The organism is Mucilaginibacter aureus, from assembly GCF_053514885.1.
This window is the reverse complement of record NZ_CP170601.1, coordinates 3,608,593-3,633,636: the sequence shown is the minus strand read 5'-3', so window position 1 is coordinate 3,633,636 and position 25,044 is coordinate 3,608,593. Positions and strand designations below refer to the sequence as shown.

Genomic DNA, 25,044 nt, shown 5'->3' with positions numbered 1-25,044 from the left:
CTTTAACTAAAAACAATGATAAGGGTAGTTTCGCTTAGGCCAGCGTTTTTTGTTTAATGAGGAAGATCGGACTGTATTTAGCGATCAGTTTTTCCATTTGCGCGACAGAATCAAAATTCGCCGGCTGATTGTTGACCGTCCAGACTTTATCGAAAAGCGCTTTCAATTGCGCGATACGTTTAGTATCCGGGATGGCTTGGGATCTTTCCCACATTTGCTCACTAGTGGTCAGGGTGATCAACCCGTTAAGAATAGAACTCAGGCTTTCGGTAGCGCCATAGCGGTCGAACGTATTACCTGGCACAACAGCTTGGTTCAAACGGCGCTCGATCTCGGGCCATTCGGAAGTTTTGATCTCTGTGATGTGGGCCGTACCAAAATCGGCCTGGGCATCTTTTGAATATTCAATTTTCATGATGTTGCTATTTCAAATTCACGAATAATTTTTGTTAATAAAATAGCGAAACACGCGCGGTTGCGCGTGTTTCGCTATCAAGTTTGTTAGTACTAGCGTTTACACGCCAAAAAAGGATTTGAGTACAGTTGCCACTACGACCAGGAAGATGCAGGAGCCGAACCAACTACTGGCAACTTTGCCCGTATCGTGTTCGCCATCGTTCCATTTTTTGTACACTTTGATCGCACCGACCAGGCCCACAATGGCGCCGATAGCATACATCAGATTGGTGCCGGTGGAAAAATAACTTTTGACCTGGGTCGTGGCTTCGTTGATGCCGGCGTTGCCGTCCTGGGCTGATGCGCCTGCGGCGATCAGCAGCAGTAATAGGGTGTATCTAATCTTTTTCATGCTTCAAATGTTAAGGGCCATTCGTTATCCTTCAGAGTAAATGGCAGCCGAGCTTTCGCGAATTGTTTGAGGAGGTCAATGACCGTAGGCAGGCTGATCTCGTCGGCAAAGACTTCGTACTTATTCAGCAGAATCTTGAGCAACGACAGGAAGCTTTTCTTGTCGTCATTTTCGGTATAAGCGGCAATGAGGGTTTGGGCTTCCTCCAGCAGTTCGTCGCCGGGACCTTTGGGTAAAGTTTGATCACTGATGTCATCGGGTGACGCGACTGAAAAATGTAACTCGTCCGCTTCGTGGACACCCGTGTCGGTATCGGGCTTGATTGCGCTCATCACCACCATCATTTGATTGGCAACGGGCGGCGTTGCCGCAAGTGTTTTGGGTCTGGGCTTATAGAATTTTAAAAGGACGTAGCCGTACCAAACGGCGGTGATCAAAATGACGGCAGTACTATATTGCTGCCAGGTGATGTCATGTAACATATGCTTTCGTTTTGTTGAAAGCAAAAGTGAGGTGATACCCAAAGCTTACTTCACCACCTTGCGCAGAGTGGTGAAATAAACCCGGAACGGTGCATTGTCCTATATTCATATGTATCGTAAATCCATTTCAAAGAACTCCGAAACGGGTCGCGCTGCTTCGGGGTCAAAAATGAGAAGTCGCAAGATAAATTCAGGTATTTTATCCGGGTGAAAACGGATAGTTAACACATCACAACGACATCCTGAATTACGCAGGCTATGTCCAAAAGTTAAATACTTATTTAAATTTTGGACTGATTAATATCATGTTACCCTTGTATATTTTCTTAGAATTTCTTACCTTGTCATCAGTGAATCAATACCTGACTAATGTATTCAGAAAAGCTACATCCGGCTTTTTTTTAATTTAAATTGTCAACTGGTTAAAGTAGGTATATATAGAGTTTGTAGTCTATTGTTTGTAACCTAAAATATATAAACATATGAGCAGTTATAATGAATATTATCATAGTGACGAGCGTCAGGCCGCACGAGGATTAATGTTGGTTGTATTGGGCATTGCGGCCTGTTGTGTTCCAGGTGGTCAAGGAGTTGGAATAACAGGTATCGTTGGAGGGGTGACAAAAATCGGCGCTACGGTTGTTAAGGCGGGATTGAAGGATCAGAAAAGGAATCGCTGAAACCATTTCCCAAAACAAGTCAATCGAATGACATTCATTTTGTAAAACGAAATTGAATTGCTTTTACAAAAAACAAGCGGTCAATAATTGCTTACCCTGAAGCGCGGTGTCCTGTTTTATATGTGATCCGTAAAAATATGCTTAGCGAGTTTTAGATATCCGGCCGACTGGCTATATCGAATACTATGTTTTCAAATTATCTTTTGTTAAAGCGGATTGCAAATAAAACAAATAATGGCAAGCGTCAATCTTTAACTTTTAAAACATTCCATCTATGGTCTAAACGGAACTTTCAGTATTTTTATATTTTAAAATGAAATAAAATTCCATTTCGATAGCCACGTTGATGCAGCATCGATCACTTAGCTGGAGCAAGATGTACTAATCTCAATTGTGCCTCGTTATCCCAAAAACAAGACCTACAAGTCCTAAAACTGGACCTGCAACTTGTTTGGCAACGGTATCAGTTTCGAATTCATGGCCATTCTCGCATCGCCAAACATATTTTAGAATTCGTAAATCGTCTTCAAAGTTCTTTAGATTATAACATTTAACCATTTTTTTGCAGTGTGGGCATACTTTTTCCATGATATTTCGTTTTCATAAAAATAACTATTAAAAATCGTAAAACCATAAAACAAGACCGTTTCATAAAAAATTAATAATTTCTCAATTTTAAATTTAAGATATGACGAATGACGAGTTAAAAACACAAGATCCTCTTTAGCACACATAAAAATATCAATAAACTTTGCCGTGATATTAGTTATAAAAAAAAACTGGCGATAAAGTTCAAATCCAGGGTAGTTGTGAATTATATTGGTTCACCATGAATTGATTACCTTCTAAAATGTAATCCGAAGATACCGGTCCATTTTTTTTTAGCCTATAGTTTACCGTGTACTTTTTTGAGGAGCTGTAGTTCGGAAATCTCCGCGCTATCTGATGAAAGAAATAACGGTCTGCACGAAGGGGGTGATACCAAAAATGCGCGACCTGAACAAGGGTGTTTCGTTTAAAAGCATAACAATTGGTATCCACATAACTTGACCAATTCTTTATTACACCTGAAAACGGGCGGTGCATTCCGATACTTTCACAATTATCGTCAGCGACATAGCATTCATCGTGCGTATAGATCTTCCTCATAGAATGAGCCCAGTCCAAATCATTTTCCTCAATCAAGGTGATTAGCGAACTCACATGACTGACATCCCACCAATTGTCTTCATCTAAGAAAAATATATAATCGGCGTTAATGAGCAATGGAAAGGCGGCGTAAATCCGATGCCCATTTAGTCCGTTTTTACCGGTATTAAATGGTATTGTAACGACCCGACACTTTTCTTCTCTTGTAAACTTTGAAACACTGTGCTGAGTACCCTGTTCAAACTCCGCGCCGTCTGCAACGATTATATGTATAATATTTTCAAAATCTTGGGCAAGAACGCTTTCTGCAGCCTTCCGCAAAAAAGGGCTCCCTGTGGATGGCGTCAATACGACCGCCTTTGGGGACTCGCTATGGGCGGCTTTAATAATTTGGTCAATGTTTTCGTAAACATTGTTGGGGAATTCATTATTTTTCAAATGCATCTTAATGTCATGTTAAATCAACTTACCACTCAATAGTTAACCATCTTCTTTACGGCTTTCATAAAATCTTACTGCCCATTCTTGTAAACCAGTTTTTAATAAACCTATATCGCTCCATTCCCAACATCCATTTTGATTTATTATGAGATCTTGATAAGGGTTGAACAGAAGTTGCGCAATTTCCTGGTTCCTTCTAAGATACTGTTTATTCGCCGTGTCACCGTGCCATAAATGATTAAGAGTTCCCTTTACGCATCCAATTCTACCAGAAACAACCGGGTAAATACCCTTAGCCCATTCGTAAAAATGCTTATGCGTAAAAGGGTTTGCACCAAGCATTTGCTCTATACACGCTGAAGTAAAATCCCCGCAGAAAGCATGCGTCATCAGATGGTCAGAGCTACCCGAAAGACATGGATCATACAATCCAAATTGCAACAAAATATCTTTTCTCATAGCCCATGCAAAACCTGTATGTCCATGTATCGAAAAATCACCTGCAGGGAGCGTGAACAGAGATTTTTGGTGGACTGCAGCAAAACTTTCATAAATTTCTCCTGATCCTTTGTAGGATAATACCCCGTTAGGCAATCTAATAACACGGTCAAAAGGTTGGACAACCTTATATTCATTTAATAACTTAGAAGTTTCAACTGCCCAAAATTCATTTTCAAAAAAAACATCACAGTCAACCCAAGCTACTTTTACACATTCAGCAGGCAACGATGCAATCGCAATGTTTAGTAGTCTTTCTTTTTGCCATAAAATCGATTTTGACCGAACTTTTAGAATGTTGGGAGAATCAGGTAATGTATGTGGTTGTTCATCAAATGCGCACTCCACTACCAGATAGTTGATACCGCTGTTTTCCAACGACTCAGCGAACAGTTGGTAATTTTTATATTTTGACGAATAATTCTGCGCGTTAAAAAATGAAGTGATGACCCAAAGGTCACTTACTGATTGGTAAACATACGCAGGTCGCGTAACCTTGAAAAGTTCTTTAGTCTGAACCATCTTCTTGGTTATAAGCTAAAAATCTCCCCCATCCTGATACTCCCCTCCCCATGCAGGGATGTCCGAGATCTTTCGCGAAAATATCGGATTGTTATCCTTGAAGGCTTTTACAGCAATCAGCCTGGCAGAATATTTATGTTTTTGTCCTTTTAGTTTTAGTTCGTACAAGGTTTTATCTGAACCTATGGGCACAAAACAGGGCTCAAAAGAACGTTCAAGTTCAATCCGTGGAATGATCATCTTTCCTTTTACGATTCCGCGATAAACATAGAGCATTGAACCATCATGATAACCAAGTGAAGTTATCCAAGAGGCTTCATTATCTTCAATAATATTTTTTAATTTGAACTTAATGTCCACAATTTGCTTACCCTCAATCTCTAAAACGGTATCTTCGACTAAGGTATCAACTGGGGAGCTGAGTATTTTATAAATGATCACTTCGTCAACGGTTCCCAGTACTTCTTTAATATCAGGCCCTAGCCTGGCATCAATGCCAAATGCTTTATATTCTGTTATTTTATGATAATTTGAAGTTGATACAAACATGTTATTAAGTTGAACTGGGTAAATTTAAAAGCATTTTTATCGCTGCTTCAGGTGAACTCACCGCAAGATATTTTAAGGGGTATGCTGAATACTGATTCATTTGATCCAAAAGAGTTAATAACGGGTCCCAATAGCCCTTGATGTTAATGATAAAAATAGGTTTGTTATGATGACCCAATGCCGCCCAAGCCAGTTGCTCGGAAAGTTCTTCAAGTGTCCCTGGCCCTCCGGGCAAAGCAATAAATACGTCTGCATGTTTAAACATGAGCATTTTTCTCTCATGAAAACTGGAGACTTCGTAAAATTTACTGATGTTGTGAAATACATCTTCGATGCCGCTGAGTAGTTCAGTTGGCATAATACCGATAACATGTCCCCCATTATCCATCGTAGCCTTCGATACAATACCCATCAATCCATTTATACCACCACCATAGACTAAGTTTAAGCCTGCTTTGCCTATAGCACAGCCAAGTCGGTTTGCTATATCCGAATATATAGGATTCTTTCCATTGACAGAACCACAATAGACGCATATGCGTTTAATGCTTTTATTTTTCATCATATTCAGTCGGCCAAACGAATCTCGGTGCAATATATATACTAGTAACCCAAAAAATGGGGGACGACGTCAGTTATTTCATTAACCAGAATATAACGCAAATGAAAATCACGTGGTAAAAAAGCTTCTTCATTCATATGCTCGAATAACTGAATTAGCGGCCCCCAAAAGTTATTAAAATTAACAATATAAACAGGTTTGCGTTGATATATTCTTTGCATCCATGTTAGGTATTCCATCAATACCTCCAGGGTCTCGACTGTTCCGGGTAGGGCGACAAACCCAGATGATATCTGAAACATCTGGGTTTTGCTGTCATGAAAATCCCCCGTCACTATAAAATCGTCAACAGTTACGTCACTTTCTTCGTATTCAAAGTGGGAGATACAAGTAATGTGGCCCCCATGTCTCCGGATCTCTTTTGCGATCACTCGCGTCAATCCCTCTATAGTGCCATAACAGACAAACCCGATACCCGCTTTTGCCATAGCGAAACCCAATGCCGCCGCAGGGCCTTCCAGAAATTCATCAAACCTTTTACCCTGCCCCCCTATTACACAAAGACTTTTCCTTTGAAGGTTATCGGTGGAAAAAAGCATACTCATTGTCATAGTTCACGATTTCACTGAGATTCAATATCGTTGTTTTCCCGCGGACGTAGTCAGCTACTAAGGTTAACTTTGCATTCCAGGCCTTTTCCGTCAACGGTGACCCTTGATTTTTCAAATCAGGATGTGTTTCATGAAAGTCAGCCATTTGAGGTGCCATGTAAACATGTGGTTTAACGAAAGATTCGGATCTCAAAAATAAAGTAATCGCCGGCGTATCTTGAGCAATATTTGCGTCAATTTGCACGTCGTGTATCGTTTCAGCTGACATGTAATAACTGTCGCCAGCCCGCAATTCCACTCTTTCATTTAATGTCATTACTGCGCATTCCTCTCGGCCATCATGAGGAGGCCAAACACCATGGACATGTTCCAGTGCAATTCCGTCGTATCGCCCCTTGAGTTGCCTGTTCTCAGTTTGGCTTAATGAAGTGTTAGCATCCTTTTGCAAATAAATTGACTGATGCAATTTGCCGGTGACTAACATCGAAGCGAAATCAAATGGATGTGAGTGAGGGGGTTCCGCGATAATATTTTCATCTTCCCGGTGTCCGCACAAAAATCCCTCAGCCCGTACATTAGGTTGCCATATATGCATGCTTAATGACCAAGCTGAGGTTGGGGTTTTGCCAAGAAAATTTTGAACACCGGGTTCCGGAATAACCGTGTTAACTGTTGCTTTTGTTCCTGAAAGAGCAAGCCGTGTCTGACCGCTCCAACCGTAAACCGCGTGCTTACTAGATAGTCGGGATGCTTTGGTAAGCGCTTGTTCACGGGTATCAGTCCGTAATGATGCTGCACGGATCATGTCCAAGAATTCAGCAAAAATATCGGGGCGTCCGAGTGTCCGAACGAAGGTATTCATGCGACGCACACGTTCGTTATTTCTTGGCAACAAACGAAATGAGTCCAGCATTGAATGAATAACGAACAGTGGTTCTCCTGCTTCAGGATTAACCTGCCATCCTTCTAATGAGGACAAGATGGTTTCCTCAACCGCAGGATCGGGTTCAAGTTTTGTCAAATAGTCCCTGATCTCACAAAGAGACATCCCATCAATATCTATCCTGGGGCAATAAAATGGTAGATGTGGGAAGCTTAGGGGTACGTTTGTTGTCATGTCAGCCTATGATAAATGATAAAATTTCCTTGGCCAGTGCACGGGGGCCATCAAGATTCCTTTCCGGCGTTTGTTTTTCGATTGACCAGTCCGTGCGTAACTGACCTCTATAAAACTCTTCAAAAACATTAAAAAATGTTTCCCAAACCTCGGTATCGATCATCAATTTGTTTATTCTCTTCACTTCGCTAATTCGTTCTTCGTCTGGCATGTTCTCTCTAAGGGAATGTTTAATCCCCAATTGTTCAAAATTCGTTGCGCTAACTCCTTCAAAATTTTCCATTATATACTTGAGTTGCAGGTACTGACTATAACTTTGCGGTGGAAGGAACATGACGTTTTTTCTTAAAAAATAGTTTTCGTAAAAACTGTGTAAGCCGGCACTGGCAACTACAATATCTGCCGCTTTCAAATAAGAGATATATTCATATGGCTCCAAACACTTAATCACCACCCGCGAAGTTTCATAAACTTTAAATTCATTTTCACGAAACTTCTTTCCACCGCCGCAGATCATGATGTTATAATTCTTCAATTTTTCGTTCGCAGAAACAGTAGCAATTAGTTTTTGATAAAATATGGGAAAATCATAAAGATTTGAATCAATCCCGCCAAACGATATCAAAAGAAATGGATGCGGGACCTGCCGGGCTTCCACACCGATATCTATCAAGGGTGGCATGAGTATGAATTTATCTGAAACGCAAAATCGGTCTAAAGCTATATCAGTACAATAAAAATCCTCGATGTAATATTTTTCAACATCCGAAAGATGAATTGGGAGTTCCTTCCACATCCAAAACAGCGTATCAACAAAGATGGCTTTAAAGCCTATTTGTTTTGCCAAACGGATGCCATTGGGGTAAGTATTCGCAATAATGATGCAATTAGTCGGGTCTATTTGTCCGTAGCATTCTGCAAGGGATTGCTCCGATAATAACTCGCAAAAACCGACTTCATCAAAAACATTGCTTTTTGTTGCTAGCTGATAAGAAGTACCAGATCCCAAAAAAAAACATTTTATTTCGGGTTTTAATAGTTTTACTTGTCTTACAATCGCAATACTGGAAGATATTGGACCAAATCCGAAAGGTTCGGCTAAAAACAGGAGATAGTCGAAAGATCTATTCATTATGATTGATTTTAATTCGGGCTTAATTTTGACAACAGATTTAATTAAAACCGACAACAATGCATTGTTAACTGCAGGCACTGCGATGAGTATTTAATATACTCACTATTGTTTAGGTGATTGGTTAAAAATACCTATTGATAGGCAACCAACAAAATAGTTTTTAAAAAATATTTTAAATATAACCCCGATATCCTTTAGTTTAAATATTCGTTTATTTGCTAGTTTAGACCATCAACCATAGTCGTTTAGATTGGCTACTCAAAAGGGCCTCTTTTCTATTTTTACGGAGAAAGTCTATCGGTTCTTGTAATTGTGTTTTACAGACAATCGCGGAAAGATCGAGATTTTATAGCAGTCGTTCGGCGCAGCAGGTCCTAATTTTCCGCTTGTGCCGCCAAGATCACGCAGGCGGCTTTAAAGCTGCTCCAGTAAGGGTTTTGTAGTGTGGGGTTTGAGCTGAGCGATTTTCGGGCCAGTCAAGATATGCTTTATGCCGGTGTGGTCTTTGATTACGATGGCGGCGTAGGCCATGGCAGAAAATCTGTTGCCGTCACGTTCGTAAGGGTCGCCGGTTGTACATTTGGGATAGTTGGTATTGAAGTATAAGCCAAGTGATTGGATTAAGAGTGCTGGGCGAAGCCCGGCTGTGCTGCTCGCAGCGCCGCCGGTAGCAGGGATAGGGTTGTTTCATAGTCTATTTTATTACCTTACTGCCGCCAGTGCTACAGCATCCATAAAATCACGCAAACTTCTCCCGGATAAAACTCTCCAGGCTCACCCGCAATCGCGTTAAAAACACGAACATCTCCTTCTTGCGCCGGGTAATGTCGAGCAGTTTGTGATAGGTCTCATTCAATTCCACCTGGAAGACGAAGGCGAATATCGCAGCGAGTTCAGCAATATCGATATTGCCGTGGTTGACGGCACAGCCGGTCTTTAAGGAATACAGCAGTTCGACCAGGTCGGTTTGGCTGGCGGTCCATTGGGGATGCTTGAAAGGGAAGATACTTTGGCCCTCGGCCAGCAGGGTTCCTTCGCTGCCGATGCGGAGGAGTTCGATGCTGAGGTGTTCCTGGAACCTTTCGTTGGCGATGAGCTTGGATAGTTTGTAATCATGGCTGGTCGAATATTGTTCATCTTCCTCAAAATCTTCGAGTTCAGCGTGGACGTCGAAGCCGCCGCGTACGAAATAGCGGTCGTCGAGCTGGGTCATGCCGGAGCGGTAATAGGCATAGAACAGCCGGTTATGGTCAAAAAAGGTCTTGAGTTCGTCGAGGTGCATCTGGATATAGGCACGCTGGATGTCCTCGGAGCCGATGGGTTGCTGGACACTGAAGTTATAGAGGCCGACGAAGTAGATGTATTTGCTGTAGAATTTGGGTTTGACGTTTTTAAAGAAATGGACCTCGTCCGCGGTATTTTCAAAGGCATAGCTGCTCATGTAGTTCTTGAGTTTGTTCATGGCTTTTTTGCAGATCAGCACCGAAGCGCGGTATTGTTCGGTCAGGTTGTCGCCGCCCAGCGAGATCTCGGCGAGCTGACGCTCCAGGGCATCGTAGAAACGGTCGGTAATGGTTCTCATCGGTATCAATGTTTAACATACGCGGACGATAAGCGTGTATCAGCGGTTGGATTTTCTTTTTAACAAGGGCGGCACGCACCGCCGCCCTGTTCACTATGATTAACTCAACTAAAATTCATTTAAAAAGCGCGCGGCTGCTCCGGGGCCGGACGCTTTTTCTCATCACTGTTCACTGACCTACCAGAACGCGGAGACTTGTCATTAATCTACTTACTCAAACACAGGAAGCTATGGGTTACTCAGGCCCATAGTTGATTTTGCCTATTTTATTCCTTGTCCAGCACCTCGTACCCGGTGAGTTCGACCAGCCCGCTGAGATGGTGCGCGCGGGGCGGTTCGGCTTTAAAGAGGTCGGTGCTGAGGTATTTTTTGTTACTATCGGGAAAGACCGTGATCACCACGCTACCGCTGCCTGATTCCTGCTGGAGCTTGATCGCGCCGAGCAGGTTAGCGCCCGAGGAGATGCCCACGCCTAACTGCAGTTCGCTGCCCAGCTTTTGCGCCATCAGGATGGCGTCCCCGTCGCTGACCCGGACCACGCTGTCGAGCTGGTCGAGTTTGACGATCCCGGGGATGAACTCGTCGCTGATGCCCTGGATGCGGTGGCTGCCCACTTTGTAGCCGGTAGAGAGCGTCGGGCTTTCGGCGGGTTCCAGCGGGTGGATATGGATATCCGGATAGAGCATCTTCAGGTATTTGCCTACGCCCATCACCGTGCCGCCGGTGCCCACACCCGCTACAAAAGCGTCAGGCCGGATCTTTTTGAGCAGCAAATGATAACCGATCTCCCGCCCGGTGGTCCGTTCATGCGCCTCCACATTATATGGGTTCTCGAATTGCCGGGGCAGGAACACGCCATCATAATGACCCATGGCTTCCGCCATTTGGATGCTTCCCACAAAGCCGCCCTGATCCTTACTCACCAGTTGCACTTCCGCGCCATAGCTCTTGATCAGGTCATAGCGTTCCAGGCTCATCCAGTCGGGCATCAGGATCTTGACCCGGTGGCCGAGAGCACGGCCGATGGCGGCCAGGGAGATCCCGGTATTACCCGAGGTAGCTTCCACAATGGTATCATTGGGACAGATCCTGCCCTGTTCATAGGCTTTTTCGAGGATATACAGCGCCATCCGGTCCTTGATGCTGCCCGTGAGGTTAAAATGCTCGCATTTGGCGAACACCTGCTGCTCCGGCCCGCCTTGGTAACGGTAGCGGATGGCGACCATCGGGGTATTCCCGACCAGCTTCCAGAGGTTGGTGGTCTTTTGGTGATATTCCGGTTTCTGCGTGTTAAGCATACTGCAGCACCCCCAGTTGCTGTCCGACCTTGGTAAAGGTCGCGATGGCTTTGTCTAAATGCCCCGTCTCATGCGCGGCAGATAACTGGACGCGGATACGGGCCTGCCCCTGAGGCACCACAGGATAACTAAAACCGGTCACATAAATACCTTCCTCCAGCATTTTCGCCGCGAAGTCCTGCGCCAGCTTGGCGTCGTAGAGCATCACCGGTACGATGGGGTGTGTGCCTGGTTTGATATCGAAACCGGCCATCAGCAGCTGCGCCCGGAAATAAGCCGTATTGGCTTCCAGTTTGTCCCGTAACTGGCTGCTGGTTTCAAGCATTTCCAGGACCGCTAAACTGGCACCGACGATCCCGGGCGGCAGGGTATTGCTGAACAGATAGGGCCGCGACCGCTGTCTTAACAGTTCAATAATTTCTTTGCGACCCGAGGTAAAACCGCCGGAAGCGCCACCCAAAGCTTTACCGAGCGTGCCGGTAATGATATCTACGCGGCCCATCACCTCTTTGTACTCATGCGTCCCGCGCCCGGTCTTGCCCATAAAGCCGGTGGCATGACTGTCATCGACCATGACTAAAGCATCATATTGTTCAGCTAAATCGCAAATGCGATCTAATTGCGCGATGGTGCCGTCCATGGAAAAGACGCCGTCGGTGACGATAATGCGGTGTCGGGCGTTTTGCGCCCGGTGCAGGATGGCCTCCAGTTCGTTTAGATCATTGTGCGGGTAACGCATCCGCTGTGCCTTGCAGAGCCGCACGCCATCGATGATAGAAGCATGGTTCAGCTCATCGGAAATGATGGCGTCCTGTTCATTAAACAAGGGTTCGAAAACCCCGCCGTTGGCGTCGAAAGCGGCCGCATAAAGAATCGTATCTTCCATGCCCAGGAAAGCCGATAATTGCCGTTCCAGCGCCCAGTGGATATCCTGCGTCCCGCAGATAAAACGGACGGAGGACAGGCCGTAGCCGCGCATGTCCATCGCCTTTTTCGCCGCTTCGATCACGTGGGGATGGGCGGATAAACCTAAATAATTGTTCGCGCAGAAATTGAGGACGACGCGGCCGTCGACGATGATCTCCGCGCCCTGCCGGGAGCGGATCACCCGCTCGCGTTTATACAGGCCCGACGCTTCCATAGCGTCCAGTTCCTGTTGTAATCTTGGTTTTAAAGTTCCGTACATCGTGTTGGTTTTAAAGGCCTGCCGACTCCCGGCAGGTCTTTATGCTTCATTGTATTCAACTGACATTCATTTACGGTATGAAAAAAACGATAAAGAACGATCGAGTATCTTAGTGCGCCATTTCCGGCTGCTGTTGTGCCTTTAAATGGGTCAGCATATCGCTGACCATGGCCGGCAGGTCGTATCTGGGGCTCCATCCCCAATCCCGGCGGGCCTGGCGGTCGTCGATGCTGGCGGGCCAGCTGTCGGCGATCTGTTGCCGGAAATCGGGCGCATAACCCACCGAGAAATCCCCGATATGCTTGCGGATCTCGTCGGCGATCTGCCGGGGGGAAAAACTCATCCCCCATAAATTATAACTGGTCCGCACCCCGATATTTTCCGCTTCCATCAATTCAAGGGTGGCCCTGACCGCGTCGGGCATATACAACATCGGTAAGCAGGTATCTGGTTTTAAAAAGCAGGTATAATGGGCCGAGTCCAGGGCCTGGTGAAAGATATCGACCGCGTAGTCCGTCGTACCGCCGCCCGGAGCGGCAGAATAGCTGATCAGGCCGGGATAACGCAGGCTGCGGACGTCGAGGCCGTAGCGTTGATGGTAGTACTGGCACCACAACTCCCCGGCGGCTTTGCTGATCCCGTAAACACTGGCAGGTTCCAATATGGTTTGCTGCGGGCAGGCGGCCCGGGGTGAGGCGGGTCCGAATACCGCGATGCTGCTTGGCCAGAATACCCGGCACTTGCGGCGCTTGCGCGCGGCTTCCAGTACATTGAGCAGGCTCTGCATATTCAGGTCCCAGGCATTGAGAGGGTCCTGTTCTCCATTGGCGGAAAGTACCGCCGCCAAATGATACACCTGGGTGATACCGCTGTATTTCATGAGGCTGTTCAGCGTCCTGGGGTTCAGTACGTCAACCCGCACATAGGGACCGTTCCGTACCAGTTCTTCCGTCATGGGGTACCGGTCGGAAGCGATCACATTTTCCTTGCCGTACCGCATGCGCAGCGCCGGCACCAGTTCCGTACCCAATTGCCCGCAGGCCCCGGTGACCAAGATCTTTTCCATACCTTAAAACTGCGAAAGAAAAGCGTGCCTGTTTTTTTTCTTTGAAGAACGCCCGTTTTTAGCGTATGCCGGGGAGTCTGCGCTATTTTATGAGGCCGGCAAACGCCAGGGCGGCCGCGAGTCTGGCGGTTTGGCCGTCCCGGTCGAGACTGGGGTTGAGTTCAGCGATATCCATGCTGATGACTTTGCCGCTTTGCAGGATGGACCGGTAGAGCTTAAAAAAAAGCGGATCCGGGAGGAGCCCGGTCGCGGTGGGCGCGCTGACGCCGGGCGCGTAGGCCGCCGCGAAGACATCCAGGTCGATACTGAGGTACACCTGGTCGACCCCGGCAATGAATTCCTGGACACGCGCTTCGCTGGCTGCGGAGAACTGATCGGCCATGATAGGCGCAACGCCTAAGCTTTCGGCCAGACTGAACAGGCGCTGTGTATTGCTGTAGGTCTGGATGCCGACCGGCAGGTAATGAAAGGGATGGTTTTCGCTGGCGATCTGCCAAAAACCCGTACCCGAAGAAGGACCGGTTTCCCCCGGCTCCCGAAGATCAAAGTGAGCATCGAAGTTGATGATCCCGATTCTTTTATCCGGACCAAATTGTTTGATGCCGGTATAATGTCCATAGGCGACCTCATGGCCGCCGCCAAAAATCAGCGGGCGGTAACCGGCCCGTAAGCCGGTTAATACCAGCGCCGATAAGGCCGCCTGGGCTGCCTCCAGATCGCCGTTATTACAAACGATATCTCCCCCGTCCAGCATCACGATCTCCTCACTAAAATGTACGGGCAACGAAGCGCAGGCCCTGCGGATCGCCGCCGGGCCTTCTTTGGCGCCGGTACGTCCACCATTCCGGCGGACCCCTTCATCGCAGGCAAACCCCAGAATCAGGACGCCATTTTGCGTCACAGGCGATTCTTGCCGGAACAAATCGATGCACTGCACACGCTGGTGCCAGCGCTGCACATCGGTCTCCGGGCCATCGTCCCGGCCGGTCCAGGCCTGTGGCGGCCGGTAATGGTTCAGATAGCTGTTCCGTTCTTCCATACCGTATTGAGTTTTAAGGTTCCTTGGTAATATAAAATCTCCCGGTAGTCACCGCAGGGATAAGCCTGCATATCGGCGAACTGATTGGATTCTAAGGTCCCCCGGTCTGTTAAGTTTAAAGCTTTGGCGGCCCGGAAGGTCAGCGCGGCAAAGGTTTCGGCCGTACTTAATTTTTCCGCGGCGCCCATAACGGCAGCCTGTACCAGCAGGTCCCCCATCGGCGCCGAGCCGGGGTTCCAGTCGGAAGCAATTGCCAGGCAGGTCCCGGCATCGAGTAATTTTCTTGCGGGGGCGTAAGGCATCCCTAACCCTAAGGAAGCGCCGGGCAGGGCCACGGCGACCGTATGCGAGCCGCCCAGTAAGGTAATTTCTTTTCCGGTGCTGGCCTCCAGGTGATCGGCGGACAGGGCGCCGAGCTTGACGGCGATCTCGCTGCCGCCGGTGCTGAACTGATCGGCATGAATTGAGAAAGCGAAACCTTGTTTGCGGGCTTCGGTCAGGTAATAGAGCGCATTGGCGACATTAAATGCGCCCTCCTCCACGAAAATATCAACCCGGCCGGCCAATTCTTCCCATCGGACTATTGGTAACAGCTCCTTGAGGACATATTCGAGGTATTCCGGGGCTGTGCCGCTAAAATCTTTCGGTAACAGGTGCGCGGCCAGGCAGGTTGGGATGAGATCCGCCTGAGTAAAAGCCTGCGCGGCCTGGATGACCCGCAATTGCTTGAGCTCCTGTTCCGCGCTTAGGCCATAGCCGCTTTTGACCTCGATGGTGGTCACGCCATTACGCAAGTGCCGTCCGGCACGGTCCAGTAAACCCTTCAGTAGTGTTGCTTCTTCCGCCGCCCGGGTCTGCGTCACGGTATCCCAAATGCCGCCGCCTGCTTTCGCGATCTCCTGGTAGCTGCTGCCGCTGGTTCGCAAGGCATAGTCTTTGGCCCGGTTTCCCACAAAGCAAAGGTGCGTATGGCAGTCGATAAAACCCGGGAGCAGCACCTGCGTGCTGGTGATCTCTTCGATAGCTACCTCTCCTTTCCGCAATGTTTCAAAAGCGCCGATCCCTTTGATCAGCCCGTTTTCGACCAGTACACCTCCATTCGAAATAACGGGCATCTGCTCGTCCCGGATCGCGCCCTTAAGCGGCAAGCCGGATAGGGGCAGGATCTGCGAGAAGGGGCCGATGAGTTTCATGTTTTCCATTTTTCAATAGCATTATGCAAAATCTGCATATTGGTTTCAAACGGCTTAATCTTAACTGTCAAGGATCGCTTGACAGTTAATTTGCACCTGCTGTGTATTTTATATTATTGTTCGGATTTTCCGAACGGTGTCTTTTTCATTCAATTGTTGCATTTTTTGCAACAGTTGCCAGGGATTACTTGATAACTGATTAGCTGCGCTAGCTTGTGCAAAAAATGCACAAGTTCAATCAATATGCGTTCAACCCAAATTTCTCTGCCCAATGAGCTGCTTTATCATACCCTGCATCATGGTGCCTAAATATACCCATCGCCGGGTCGTTATACAATACTCTTTTCAGACAGGTTGTGGCACGTTCCGTGCCGTCTGCCAGTACCACCATGCCGGCATGCTGGGAATAGCCCATCCCTACCCCCCCGCCGTGGTGGAAAGAGACCCAGGTCGCGCCGCCGGAGGTATTGGCCATCAGATTAAGCAAAGGCCAGTCCGAAACGGCGTCCGATCCATCCAGCATGCTTTCGGTCTCCCGATTAGGCGAGGCGACCGAGCCGCAGTCCAGGTGATCGCGGCCGATGACGATGGGGCCTTTGACTTTTCCGGTTTTCACCAAATCGTTAAAAAGGAGCCCGGCTTTTTCGCGTTCGCCCATGCCCAGCCAGCAAATGCGTGCCGGCAGGCCCTGGAAAGCGATCTTTTCCTGCGCTTTCCGGAGCCAGTTGATGAGCGCGGTATTTTCGGGAAAAGCGGCCATCAGCGCCCGGTCGGTCGTATAAATATCTTCGGGATCACCGGATAAGGCTACCCAGCGGAAAGGCCCTTTCCCTTCGCAGAAGAGCGGGCGGATATAGGCCGGGGTAAAACCGGGGAAATCAAAGGCCCGTGCTTCGCCGCCCTGCCGGGCGAACTCGCGGAGGTTATTGCCGTAATCAAAAGTGACCGCGCCGCGCTGTTGCAATTCGAGCATCAAATGCACATGGCGCGCCATGCTGCGGAACGCCAGCTTTTTGTAAGTTTCGGGGTCGATTGACCGCAGGGCAGCCGCACTGGCGACTGTTAGATCGTTGGGCATATAGCCGTTCAGCGGATCATGTGCTGAGGTTTGGTCGGTTAAAATATCCGGCACCAGGTGATCGTTTAACAATCTTTCCAGTAAATCCCCTGCATCGCTGACCAAGCCGACAGAAAGCGCTTCCTGGTTTTCGATAGCGCCTTTAATCCAGGTGATCGCTTCTTCGTAAGAGTGGGTCATCCGGTCGATATATTTCGTATCCAAACGTTTCCGGATCCGGCTTTCATCCACATCCGCGCCCAGGAACACCGCACCCGCCATGGTTGCCGCCAGGGGCTGGGCGCCGCCCATCCCGCCGAGACCGGCGCTGACGATGAGTTTTCCGCTGAGGTCGCCGCCGAAATGTTGGCGGCCTACCTCCATAAAAGTTTCATAGGTTCCTTGCAGGATACCCTGGGTGCCGATATAGATCCAGCTGCCCGCGGTCATCTGCCCGTACATCATCAGGCCTTTGGCCCTCAGTTCATTAAAATGGTCCCACGTTGCCCAGGCAGGCACCAAATTGCTGTTGGCGATCAGCACCCGCGGCGCTTCGGGATGTGAGCGGATAATGCCTACGGGTTTGCCGGACTGCACCAGCAAACTGTGGTTTTCATCCAGTTCCAATAAAATCTCAATGATTTTTTTCAGCGATTCCGGGTTGCGTGCCGCCTGCCCGATGCCACCATAAACCACCAGTTCGGCGGGGTTTTCGGCTACTTCCGCATTGAGGTTGTTGAGCAACATACGCAAAGGCGCTTCGGTCTGCCAGCTTTTCGCGTGCAGGGTGTTGCCCGTGGGGGCCTGGTAATGCGGGTGATTGGCGTATTGTTTAATAAATTCCGAAGGTGTCATCTTCAAAGGGTTGAAAGGCAGCAGCTGCGCTGGTGAATAATTGGTGTATGGCGTTGATATCATCCGCAAAGACCCGGTCATGATCGATAAAGGGTACTTTTTCGCGCACGAGGTCGTGACAGGCTTCGATGACCGGTGTGGACCGAAGCGGCCTGCGGAAATCCAAGGCTTGTGTCGCATATAATAATTCGATGGCTTGTATATATTCCAGGTTATCGATTACCTGGTGGAGCTTGCGCCCTGAAATGCTGCCCATGGAGACGTGATCTTCCTGCCCCAGCGAGGTGGGCACGCTGTCCGCGCTGGCGGGGAAACACAAGGTCTTGTTTTCCGTCACCAATGCAGCGGTGGTATATTGCGGGATCATCAGCCCGGAATCCAAACCGGCATCGGGCACCAGTAATTTAGGCAGGCCATAGCGTCCTTCGCTCATCAGGTAACAGCGCCGGTCGGCGATATTGCCCAATTCGGCCGCTGCGATGGTCGCATAATCCAAAGGGAGGGCCAAAGGCTGCCCGTGGAAATTGCCGCCGCTGATGGTGTCTTCCGCATCGAAAATAATGGGGTTATCGGTGACCGAGTTCAGTTCAATTTCGGTTAGTTCTTTTAAATGCAGCCAGGCATTGCGCGAAGCGCCGTGCACCTGCGGCATACAGCGGAGGGAATACGGGTCCTGGACGCGCCCGCAATTGGTGTGCGAATTGAGGATTTCCGAGTCATTCAGTAATTCGTGGAGGTGTTTGGCGACCAGCACGCTGCCGGCAAAGGGCCGTAATTGGTGGAGGCGCGGATCAAAAGGTTTGGCGGAGCCCATCAGGCCTTCCAGGGACATCGCGCCGATCAGGTCGGCCCGTTCCAGCGCCTGGTGCAGGCGTTTCACTGCTTTGACCGCAAAAGCCAAAATGAACTGCGTCCCGTTGATCAGGGCCAGCCCTTCTTTAGGGCCAAGCTCCAAAGGTTCCGGGCAAACCAAAGCCGCCGGTTTCCGCTCACCATTTTGCCATACTTCCCCCAGGCCGATCAGCGGTAAAAACAAATGCGACAGTGGCGCCAGGTCACCTGAAGCGCCGACCGAACCTTTTTCGGGAACGACCGGGATGATGTCCTGATCGACATGCCAGATGATCCGCTCGAGCACTTCCAGCCGGATACCGGAGTAGCCCTGGGCCAGCGCATGCACCTTGGTGATCAGCATCAATTTGGCGATCTCGACCGGGATGGGATGCCCCACCCCTACGCTGTGGCTCTTCAAAATATTGCTTTGCAGGCGGCTGGTATCGGCTTCCGAAATATGCGTGTCGCAAAGCGGGCCGAAACCCGTATTGATGCCGTACACCGGCTTTTCGTGGTGAACGATCTCTTCGACCGCAGCGCGGGAACGCCGGATCCGCTGTTGGGCCTCGGGGCCGATAACGCCCCTGCGCTTGCCGGAAGCGATCTCCAGGCAGATACCTACGGTCAAATGCCCGGTGCCGTATAAAAATGTTTTAGTCATGGTTCAACTCCTTGGTGATCAGTTCGGATAAGGTATATTCCTGAAAGGTTTTTTCCAGGGCCGTCAATGCGTTCCATAAATGCGCCGTATCTTCCTCGCCCGCGGTCATCCGCGCCATAGCCGCAGCAATGGCTGCCCAAACGGGCTTGATCTGCTCCAGGAGCTTTTCCCCCGCGGGACTAAGGGCGACCAGTTGCTTTCGGCCGTCCTGCACACTGGTCGCTACGCGCACCAGGCCTTTCTTTTTGAGCGTAGCGATGAGCTGACTGGCCGCCGGGTGGGAGACTTCCGTCTCCTCGCTCAGTTCCTTGATGGACAATTGTTTTCTTTCCGAGAGCAAATAAAAGACGGGGAACCAAGCGGCCTCAAAGGCAATGCCCTGCTGCTGATAGGCTCGAACGATCTCCGAAATAAAACTCTCGCTCAATCGCCGCAGGCGGCTGCCTAAAACCAGGTAACCTAAACGCTGATACAAATTCATTGTGCTAATTTATATAAGTACTTATATAATTGCAAACTCTTTTTGATTTTCGGGACCGGCCGGTGAAAACAACCGCTCACGCGGTGAGCCTGATCCAGGATGCGACGAGGCCATAGCCACTTATCCACAATCGCGCGGCCTTGCCGGGCGATTCAGGCACGGAAATGTGAATAAATAGTTTCAATATGTGTTCTGAAATATTTGGATATGAAAACCTAATTCCCAATTTTTGCCGCCCTTGGCGATTACCTAGCCAAAACAGATACACCAATTGGTTTTGTAATACATCCTTTTGTTTAAATTAATGATCGATCAAAAAATGAAGAAACTTTTCCTTGCCATCACGATGGCCGTGGCTGCGTATAGCCAGTCCTCTGCTCAGAACGTTCTTAATCCAACCGGATATGTTGGTATTGGGACGGGAGGCCCCGCCTTTCCCCTGGATGTTTCTGGAATAACAAGACTGCTAACTACGACCGACAATGTCAATCTCCTGCAACTACATAATCTTGTAAATAACGGGGTCGGAGTGCCCACAACCCAGGCGATTCTTATGGGGATGTTCAACGTACCCAATTACTCTTCGCGTATTGTGCAGCAATCGCATCCTGCAGACCACTACGGTAGCAACTTGATATTCCAGACGCATGACTACGGCCCCTCGACATCTTACGTTGACGCGCTGACGCTTAGAGAAGACGGCAGTGCAGTATTCAGTAATAAAATTGGCATTGGATTGATTACTCCTTCTGCTAAATTGCACCTGCAGGAAGATGGCGGATATGGAGCAACAGCCTTAAAGCTGACGAACAGAAACAACACGCAAACTTTTGGCGTGGCTATCGATGTCAACGCTGTGGATGATGGTCGGTTCATGATTTACAATGTGAACAACAACACCCCCAATTTTGTGATTGACAATGCAGGCAATGTAGGCGTAGGTACAGAAAGTCCCCTTTCCCTTTTTCAGGTGGAGGACGGCGTTAGTAAAGCGTCTATTGGTAAAGCGGGCGGTTCACAGGCACTTAATTGGGGTACGAGTTATTTGGGATTCAACGCTTCAAGGGTCGGCTCCGCGCCCAATTTCAGTTGGCTAACCAACGGTGACAATAACAATAATGGCGGCGGGGTAATTTATAGTTCGGTCTTCGGGGACATGTATTTCGCAACCGTACCAACTACCGGGGCTACGGGCCAAACGCTGTTCGACGCCGACATCGCCGGCCATATTGCACTCAAAATTTCGCACACTGATGGAGCAGTATATGCTAAACAAGTCTATGTTCAGACCAGCGGGTTTCCGGACTATGTTTTCAAAAAGGATTACAAGCTCATGCCGCTTGCGCAGGTGAAATCGTATATCGACCAGAACCATCACCTGCCGGACATGCCGGCTGCAGCTGTCGTTGAAAAAGACGGGATCAATTTGGGTGAGATGAACAAATTGCTAACCAAAAAATTAGAGGAGTTGACGCTGTATCTTTTACAGAAGGACGAACAATTAAAGACCCAGGAAGCGCGTTTGCGCAAAGTGGAGGCCCGACTCAAACAGAAAGGACGTTAATCGAAAATCTTTGAACCATCTGGGATTGAACTAAATGTTCGTTTGCTCGCGTATGCAGTTACAAGCGGTCGTAGTACTATGTGCTATTTTAAAAATAAAAATTAATCCGCATCAACAGACGCGCTCATAAAATAGCAAGCGATCCTGCTAAAAATAAATATGAAAAAAATATTAATGTCTTATTGCTGTCCGCTTATTGTAGCTGCTTGCTGCTCTATCAGGACGATTCATGGCCAAGGATTGACTGAACCAGAATTATACCGACTTACCCAACCCGCACCTAATGCTGCCTCATTAGGAAAATATGGGGAATATCCTGTTAGTCTTTACACGGGCGTTCCTAATATTAATATACCCCTTTATGAATTGACTGCGGGAAGAATAAAAATACCGCTTAGGTTATCCTATCATGCCGGAGGCATAAAAGTTGAGGAAATAGCCTCATCTGTAGGATTAGGATGGTCATTGAACGCAGGTGGGGTCATCACCAGAACTGTGATGGGATTACCGGATGAGAACTATTATTTGGGGGATCAGACCTTTTTAACAGCAAACTTAAAAGTCGACGGGTTATTGGCACAAATGTCCGATCCGAACCAAGCCTTAAACAATTATAACTATCTCAAAAAGATTATAGATGGTAAGGTAGACGGAGAACCAGATGTCTTTTATTTTAATTTTGGCGACATGGCTGGAAAGTTTATGTATCATCAGGAAGATCATAAATTTTATTCCGTCCCATATTCAAAGCTAAAAATTGAATTTTCAGGCGGTCCTGGAAATTCTTCTTTTGTCATTACCGACGAGAAAGGCATACAATATACCTTTGCAGCTCCAGAAATCTCATACAGATCAAGCGCTACCAATACTGTTGTTCAAGTCACCACAAGCTGGTACTTATCGGAAATATATGATCCCGTGACGAAGCAAGGCATGAGTTTTGGTTATGAGGATTATACTTTACAATATGAGACACTCGGCTATGAGGCTTATTACTACGCCCCTCAGCATCAAGATGTTACGGTTAACCCTAAGCAGGATATTAATCATAATGTGAAACGTCTCAAAATTATTAACTGGAATAATAGCACTGTTTTGTTTGATTATCAAAAACCACGTTGTGATTTGCCCGGTGATTTTGCACTAACCTCCATGCGCATTTATGATAATACCAACAAGCTCCTAAAAAGTTGGGACCTGAATTATGATTATTTTTATGATAATGGTTTTATGCCGTCCAATTGCAACAGTCATGAAGAATCAGTTTTTCAGCGGCTTAAATTGGTAAGTGTCAAGGAAAAACCTGCGGCGGGGAGTACCTTGCCAAGCAAACCCTATATTTTTGAATATAATATCGGTGGTAACCTGCCGTCACGTTATTCTAAAGCACAGGATCATTGGGGCTATTATAATGGGCAGTTCCAAAACCAACATTTATACCCGCCATACACTATTTCCACTAACCCCCTTATTATCGTACCCGGGGGTAACCGAAATATTGTACCAGGCGTAGCTTTAGCGGGCAGTCTTTCCCGGATAATTTATCCGACAGGAGGGCATACAGACTTTTTATTTGAGAATAATACAGCTTTTTCGTCTAATTTACCCCCTCTACAAACTGGGAATCAAATCGGTGCAGGCGCACCAGATCAAAACAACCGGTATGTAGAAGTGCCTTTTACAGTCTCCTCTTCGAGCCTGTGTACTCCAAACCCGGCGAATGGAGTGACCATGACACTTACAGTGTCCGGATTAGATGAAGACTTGCTGCATTCCACATTTAACGGGGGGCTTGCTTTAACAGTCAGTTATATCAATACCGATACTAACCAGGGAGATATGTTGTTCCAATATGGAGGTAGCAAAAATGTGGGAAGGCTGGACGTGCCGTTGAATTTTGTTTTGCCGAACGGAAACTATAAACTGATCTATGATTGTACTCAAAATCCGATTCCTGACAGTTATGAATCAGCTTCTGCTAACCTGAGCTGGACTACGTGTGACCCTGATACCAGCGGAACACGTTACGTAGGCGGGCTACGCATAAAAAAAATCGTTAATTATAAAGATGAGACCAGTGTCGCCATGATAAAATCGTACCGATATCATCAGGAGAATTACCCATCGCGCAGTAGCGGGCAAACCCAATTCAACCCGTCATACGTTGACCAGGTCATGTTCTCTCAAAGCGATCAAGGTAATATCGGTGAGGTCCCGGTTTATACCAAGCTGCATTCTAATTCTAATTATCCTTTAGTAAGCGAGAACGGAAAGGCGGTCGGTTATTCTACTGTGATAGAATTAAACGGCGAGGATGACACGAATGGATACACTCAATATCAATACACCAATTTTGACGAGCACCCGGATAACTATAACGGATCTTATTCCAATAGTTTGCCTATCAGCTATCAATGGCTTAGGGGATTAGAATTAGGGAAGAAGGTTTTTAAAAAACAAAATGGACAACTCAAACTGCTGTCAGAAACTATCAATGAATATGATACAGGATTATTAGGGGCAAATAAAAAAACCTTTAATGGTATCAGGGGGATATTTATTTCCGCTTCTACAGATTTACCTTTAGAGTTACCCGGCGACGATATGCTTTTTATTTCCGAGGCCGCCCCCGGTTGGGAGAACCACCCCACTTACGCAGATTTTGTTCACCTGGCGCGAACTACTGAGCGTTATCACACAGATGACAACCACGTAATCGAAAATATAAAAGACTTTACTTATGACAGTAAAAACTTATTGCCTTCTATTACTACCACTTCAGCCAGTAACGGTGACAAATTAATAGCCCACACACTGTATTCTGTTGATTACAACGTGAATAACGCGGTAGTGCCCAAGGCTTTAGCGATTAAGCAATTGCAGGACCTAAACATGGTAACCACACCTATTGAGCAATACACAGAGAAACAGACCGGTAACGGCGATAAAAGGTTGACAGCCGCTATCTTTAACTCGTACAAAGCAGACCAGCCTTTGATAGACACGATCTTTTATCAGAATACTCCAGCCGTTCAACCGCTCAATTATTCGCCTGTGATGATTTCCTCGACTGCCTTTTCCAAGAGCACCAATTACAGGCCCGATGTTATTATTGAGAAATATGACACCGACTCTAACTTGCTGTTGCAACAAAAGAAAGCAAATGGCCCCTCTAATTCCTATCAATGGGGATATGGGGAGACCTTACTTATCGCCGAGTGTAAAAACGCGTCTAACACAGAGTTTTACACGCAGAATTATGAAGAACCGGGCAGTGGGGGCATCGCGGGTACAGCCCATACCGGCAACCAGTTAGGTACCAACGCCGAAATAGTCTGGGTTCGGCCCAACAGCCGCGCGTACTTAATTGATTACTGGTACTTAGACGGTACCACCTGGAAGTATAAACAGGATAACTATACGACCAACAGCTATGCCATGATGGGCGGCAGCGCCTACGATGACGTGCGCATCTACCCTGCTGATGCGCAAATAACCACCTATACGTACCAGCCATTGGTGGGCATGACGAGTTCTATCGACGCCAGGGGGATGACGACCTACTACGAATACGACAGCTTCCAGCGGCTCATCAATGTAAGAGACAAGGACGGCAATATCCTGAAGCATACGGATTATCACTATCAAAATCAATAAACAGCAATACGCAAAAA

The 25,044-nt window shown here is 47.6% G+C and carries 21 protein-coding genes; 2 read left to right on the top strand and 19 right to left on the bottom strand.

All coding sequences use genetic code 11. The features are described from left to right. Positions 1-34 precede the first annotated feature (34 nt). From ACFGVR_RS15575 to ACFGVR_RS15485, 19 genes are all read right to left on the bottom strand, one after another. Positions 35-415, bottom strand: a complete 381-nt coding sequence (locus ACFGVR_RS15575; protein ID WP_448698239.1) for a hypothetical protein — start codon at positions 413-415, stop codon at positions 35-37. A 99-nt stretch (positions 416-514) separates the two neighbouring features. After that, positions 515-808 (bottom strand): DUF4134 domain-containing protein, encoded by a 294-nt coding sequence (locus ACFGVR_RS15570; RefSeq protein WP_448698238.1) that lies wholly within the window; start codon positions 806-808, stop codon positions 515-517. After that, positions 805-1,290, bottom strand: a complete 486-nt coding sequence (locus ACFGVR_RS15565; protein ID WP_448698237.1) for a hypothetical protein — start codon at positions 1,288-1,290, stop codon at positions 805-807. Before ACFGVR_RS15565 ends, ACFGVR_RS15570 begins: the two co-directional genes overlap by 4 nt. Positions 1,291-2,762: 1,472 nt before the next feature. Continuing rightward, positions 2,763-3,563 carry a glycosyltransferase gene (locus ACFGVR_RS15560; protein ID WP_448698236.1) on the bottom strand — a complete coding sequence of 267 codons (801 nt, stop codon included), beginning with the start codon at positions 3,561-3,563 and terminating at the stop codon, positions 2,763-2,765. Positions 3,564-3,599: 36 nt separating this feature from the next. Further along, complete coding sequence (locus ACFGVR_RS15555; RefSeq protein WP_448698235.1) at positions 3,600-4,580, bottom strand: hypothetical protein; 981 nt, start codon at positions 4,578-4,580, stop codon at positions 3,600-3,602. Positions 4,581-4,595: 15 nt separating this feature from the next. Further along, positions 4,596-5,129, bottom strand: coding sequence for a non-canonical purine NTP pyrophosphatase (locus tag ACFGVR_RS15550; protein ID WP_448698234.1), 534 nt, complete (start codon positions 5,127-5,129; stop codon positions 4,596-4,598). Between the two features lie 4 nt (positions 5,130-5,133). Continuing rightward, entirely contained in the window at positions 5,134-5,694 is a 561-nt protein-coding gene (locus tag ACFGVR_RS15545; RefSeq protein ID WP_448698233.1) for an LOG family protein, read from the bottom strand. Between the two features lie 38 nt (positions 5,695-5,732). Next, positions 5,733-6,290 (bottom strand): LOG family protein, encoded by a 558-nt coding sequence (locus ACFGVR_RS15540; protein WP_448698232.1) that lies wholly within the window; start codon positions 6,288-6,290, stop codon positions 5,733-5,735. Beyond that, entirely contained in the window at positions 6,271-7,419 is a 1,149-nt protein-coding gene (locus ACFGVR_RS15535; RefSeq protein WP_448698231.1) for a hypothetical protein, read from the bottom strand. Before ACFGVR_RS15535 ends, ACFGVR_RS15540 begins: the two co-directional genes overlap by 20 nt. Before the next feature lies 1 nt (position 7,420). Beyond that, positions 7,421-8,551, bottom strand: a complete 1,131-nt coding sequence (locus ACFGVR_RS15530; protein WP_448698230.1) for a hypothetical protein — start codon at positions 8,549-8,551, stop codon at positions 7,421-7,423. 742 nt (positions 8,552-9,293) lie between these two features. Continuing rightward, the gene (locus tag ACFGVR_RS15525; protein ID WP_448698229.1) at positions 9,294-10,136 is read right to left on the bottom strand and encodes an RteC domain-containing protein; all 843 of its coding nucleotides are present in this window, start codon (positions 10,134-10,136) and stop codon (positions 9,294-9,296) included. 266 nt (positions 10,137-10,402) lie between these two features. Continuing rightward, a complete protein-coding gene (locus ACFGVR_RS15520; RefSeq protein ID WP_448698228.1) occupies positions 10,403-11,434 on the bottom strand; it encodes a PLP-dependent cysteine synthase family protein in 1,032 nt (343 codons plus the stop codon). After that, positions 11,427-12,620, bottom strand: a complete 1,194-nt coding sequence (gene kbl / locus ACFGVR_RS15515) for a glycine C-acetyltransferase (RefSeq protein WP_448698227.1) — start codon at positions 12,618-12,620, stop codon at positions 11,427-11,429. The genes ACFGVR_RS15520 and kbl overlap by 8 nt, the downstream gene beginning before the upstream one ends. 109 nt (positions 12,621-12,729) lie before the next feature. After that, complete coding sequence (locus ACFGVR_RS15510) at positions 12,730-13,686, bottom strand: NAD-dependent epimerase/dehydratase family protein (protein WP_448698226.1); 957 nt, start codon at positions 13,684-13,686, stop codon at positions 12,730-12,732. Positions 13,687-13,768: 82 nt separating this feature from the next. Beyond that, the gene (hutG, locus tag ACFGVR_RS15505; protein ID WP_448698225.1) at positions 13,769-14,725 is read right to left on the bottom strand and encodes a formimidoylglutamase; all 957 of its coding nucleotides are present in this window, start codon (positions 14,723-14,725) and stop codon (positions 13,769-13,771) included. Continuing rightward, the gene (gene hutI, locus ACFGVR_RS15500) at positions 14,701-15,918 is read right to left on the bottom strand and encodes an imidazolonepropionase (protein WP_448698224.1); all 1,218 of its coding nucleotides are present in this window, start codon (positions 15,916-15,918) and stop codon (positions 14,701-14,703) included. Before hutI ends, hutG begins: the two co-directional genes overlap by 25 nt. A gap of 238 nt (positions 15,919-16,156) precedes the next feature. Then, the gene (gene hutU / locus ACFGVR_RS15495; RefSeq protein ID WP_448698223.1) at positions 16,157-17,830 is read right to left on the bottom strand and encodes a urocanate hydratase; all 1,674 of its coding nucleotides are present in this window, start codon (positions 17,828-17,830) and stop codon (positions 16,157-16,159) included. Next, positions 17,808-19,325, bottom strand: a complete 1,518-nt coding sequence (gene hutH, locus ACFGVR_RS15490) for a histidine ammonia-lyase (protein ID WP_448698222.1) — start codon at positions 19,323-19,325, stop codon at positions 17,808-17,810. Before hutH ends, hutU begins: the two co-directional genes overlap by 23 nt. After that, positions 19,318-19,806 (bottom strand): MarR family winged helix-turn-helix transcriptional regulator, encoded by a 489-nt coding sequence (locus ACFGVR_RS15485; protein ID WP_448698221.1) that lies wholly within the window; start codon positions 19,804-19,806, stop codon positions 19,318-19,320. The genes hutH and ACFGVR_RS15485 overlap by 8 nt, the downstream gene beginning before the upstream one ends. 304 nt (positions 19,807-20,110) lie before the next feature. Between ACFGVR_RS15485 and ACFGVR_RS15480 the strand changes: the two genes are divergently transcribed. Together ACFGVR_RS15480 and ACFGVR_RS15475 are read left to right on the top strand one after the other, a co-directional pair. After that, positions 20,111-21,370: a hypothetical protein gene (locus ACFGVR_RS15480; RefSeq protein ID WP_448698220.1), complete on the top strand. Its 1,260-nt coding sequence runs from the start codon at positions 20,111-20,113 to the stop codon at positions 21,368-21,370. Between the two features lie 159 nt (positions 21,371-21,529). Then, a complete protein-coding gene (locus ACFGVR_RS15475; RefSeq protein ID WP_448698219.1) occupies positions 21,530-25,027 on the top strand; it encodes a hypothetical protein in 3,498 nt (1,165 codons plus the stop codon). The last annotated feature ends 17 nt before the right edge of the window (positions 25,028-25,044 follow it).

Bases quoted from the DNA above. Each gene is read 5' to 3' on its own strand.
- hutH (WP_448698222.1), bottom strand. From the start codon at position 19,325: ATGACTAAAACATTTTTATACGGCACCGGGCATTTGACCGTAGGTATC.
- ACFGVR_RS15535 (WP_448698231.1), bottom strand. From the start codon at position 7,419: ATGACAACAAACGTACCCCTAAGCTTCCCACATCTACCATTTTATTGC.
- ACFGVR_RS15475 (WP_448698219.1), top strand. From the start codon at position 21,530: ATGAAAAAAATATTAATGTCTTATTGCTGTCCGCTTATTGTAGCTGCT.
- ACFGVR_RS15555 (WP_448698235.1), bottom strand. From the start codon at position 4,580: ATGGTTCAGACTAAAGAACTTTTCAAGGTTACGCGACCTGCGTATGTT.
- ACFGVR_RS15570 (WP_448698238.1), bottom strand. From the start codon at position 808: ATGAAAAAGATTAGATACACCCTATTACTGCTGCTGATCGCCGCAGGC.
- ACFGVR_RS15575 (WP_448698239.1), bottom strand. From the start codon at position 415: ATGAAAATTGAATATTCAAAAGATGCCCAGGCCGATTTTGGTACGGCC.
- hutI (WP_448698224.1), bottom strand. From the start codon at position 15,918: ATGAAACTCATCGGCCCCTTCTCGCAGATCCTGCCCCTATCCGGCTTG.
- ACFGVR_RS15565 (WP_448698237.1), bottom strand. From the start codon at position 1,290: ATGTTACATGACATCACCTGGCAGCAATATAGTACTGCCGTCATTTTG.
- ACFGVR_RS15520 (WP_448698228.1), bottom strand. From the start codon at position 11,434: ATGCTTAACACGCAGAAACCGGAATATCACCAAAAGACCACCAACCTC.
- ACFGVR_RS15540 (WP_448698232.1), bottom strand. From the start codon at position 6,290: ATGCTTTTTTCCACCGATAACCTTCAAAGGAAAAGTCTTTGTGTAATA.
- ACFGVR_RS15560 (WP_448698236.1), bottom strand. From the start codon at position 3,563: ATGCATTTGAAAAATAATGAATTCCCCAACAATGTTTACGAAAACATT.
- hutG (WP_448698225.1), bottom strand. From the start codon at position 14,725: ATGGAAGAACGGAACAGCTATCTGAACCATTACCGGCCGCCACAGGCC.
- ACFGVR_RS15485 (WP_448698221.1), bottom strand. From the start codon at position 19,806: ATGAATTTGTATCAGCGTTTAGGTTACCTGGTTTTAGGCAGCCGCCTG.
- hutU (WP_448698223.1), bottom strand. From the start codon at position 17,830: ATGACACCTTCGGAATTTATTAAACAATACGCCAATCACCCGCATTAC.
- ACFGVR_RS15525 (WP_448698229.1), bottom strand. From the start codon at position 10,136: ATGAGAACCATTACCGACCGTTTCTACGATGCCCTGGAGCGTCAGCTC.
- ACFGVR_RS15550 (WP_448698234.1), bottom strand. From the start codon at position 5,129: ATGTTTGTATCAACTTCAAATTATCATAAAATAACAGAATATAAAGCA.
- ACFGVR_RS15510 (WP_448698226.1), bottom strand. From the start codon at position 13,686: ATGGAAAAGATCTTGGTCACCGGGGCCTGCGGGCAATTGGGTACGGAA.
- ACFGVR_RS15480 (WP_448698220.1), top strand. From the start codon at position 20,111: ATGATCGATCAAAAAATGAAGAAACTTTTCCTTGCCATCACGATGGCC.
- kbl (WP_448698227.1), bottom strand. From the start codon at position 12,620: ATGTACGGAACTTTAAAACCAAGATTACAACAGGAACTGGACGCTATG.
- ACFGVR_RS15545 (WP_448698233.1), bottom strand. From the start codon at position 5,694: ATGATGAAAAATAAAAGCATTAAACGCATATGCGTCTATTGTGGTTCT.
- ACFGVR_RS15530 (WP_448698230.1), bottom strand. From the start codon at position 8,551: ATGAATAGATCTTTCGACTATCTCCTGTTTTTAGCCGAACCTTTCGGA.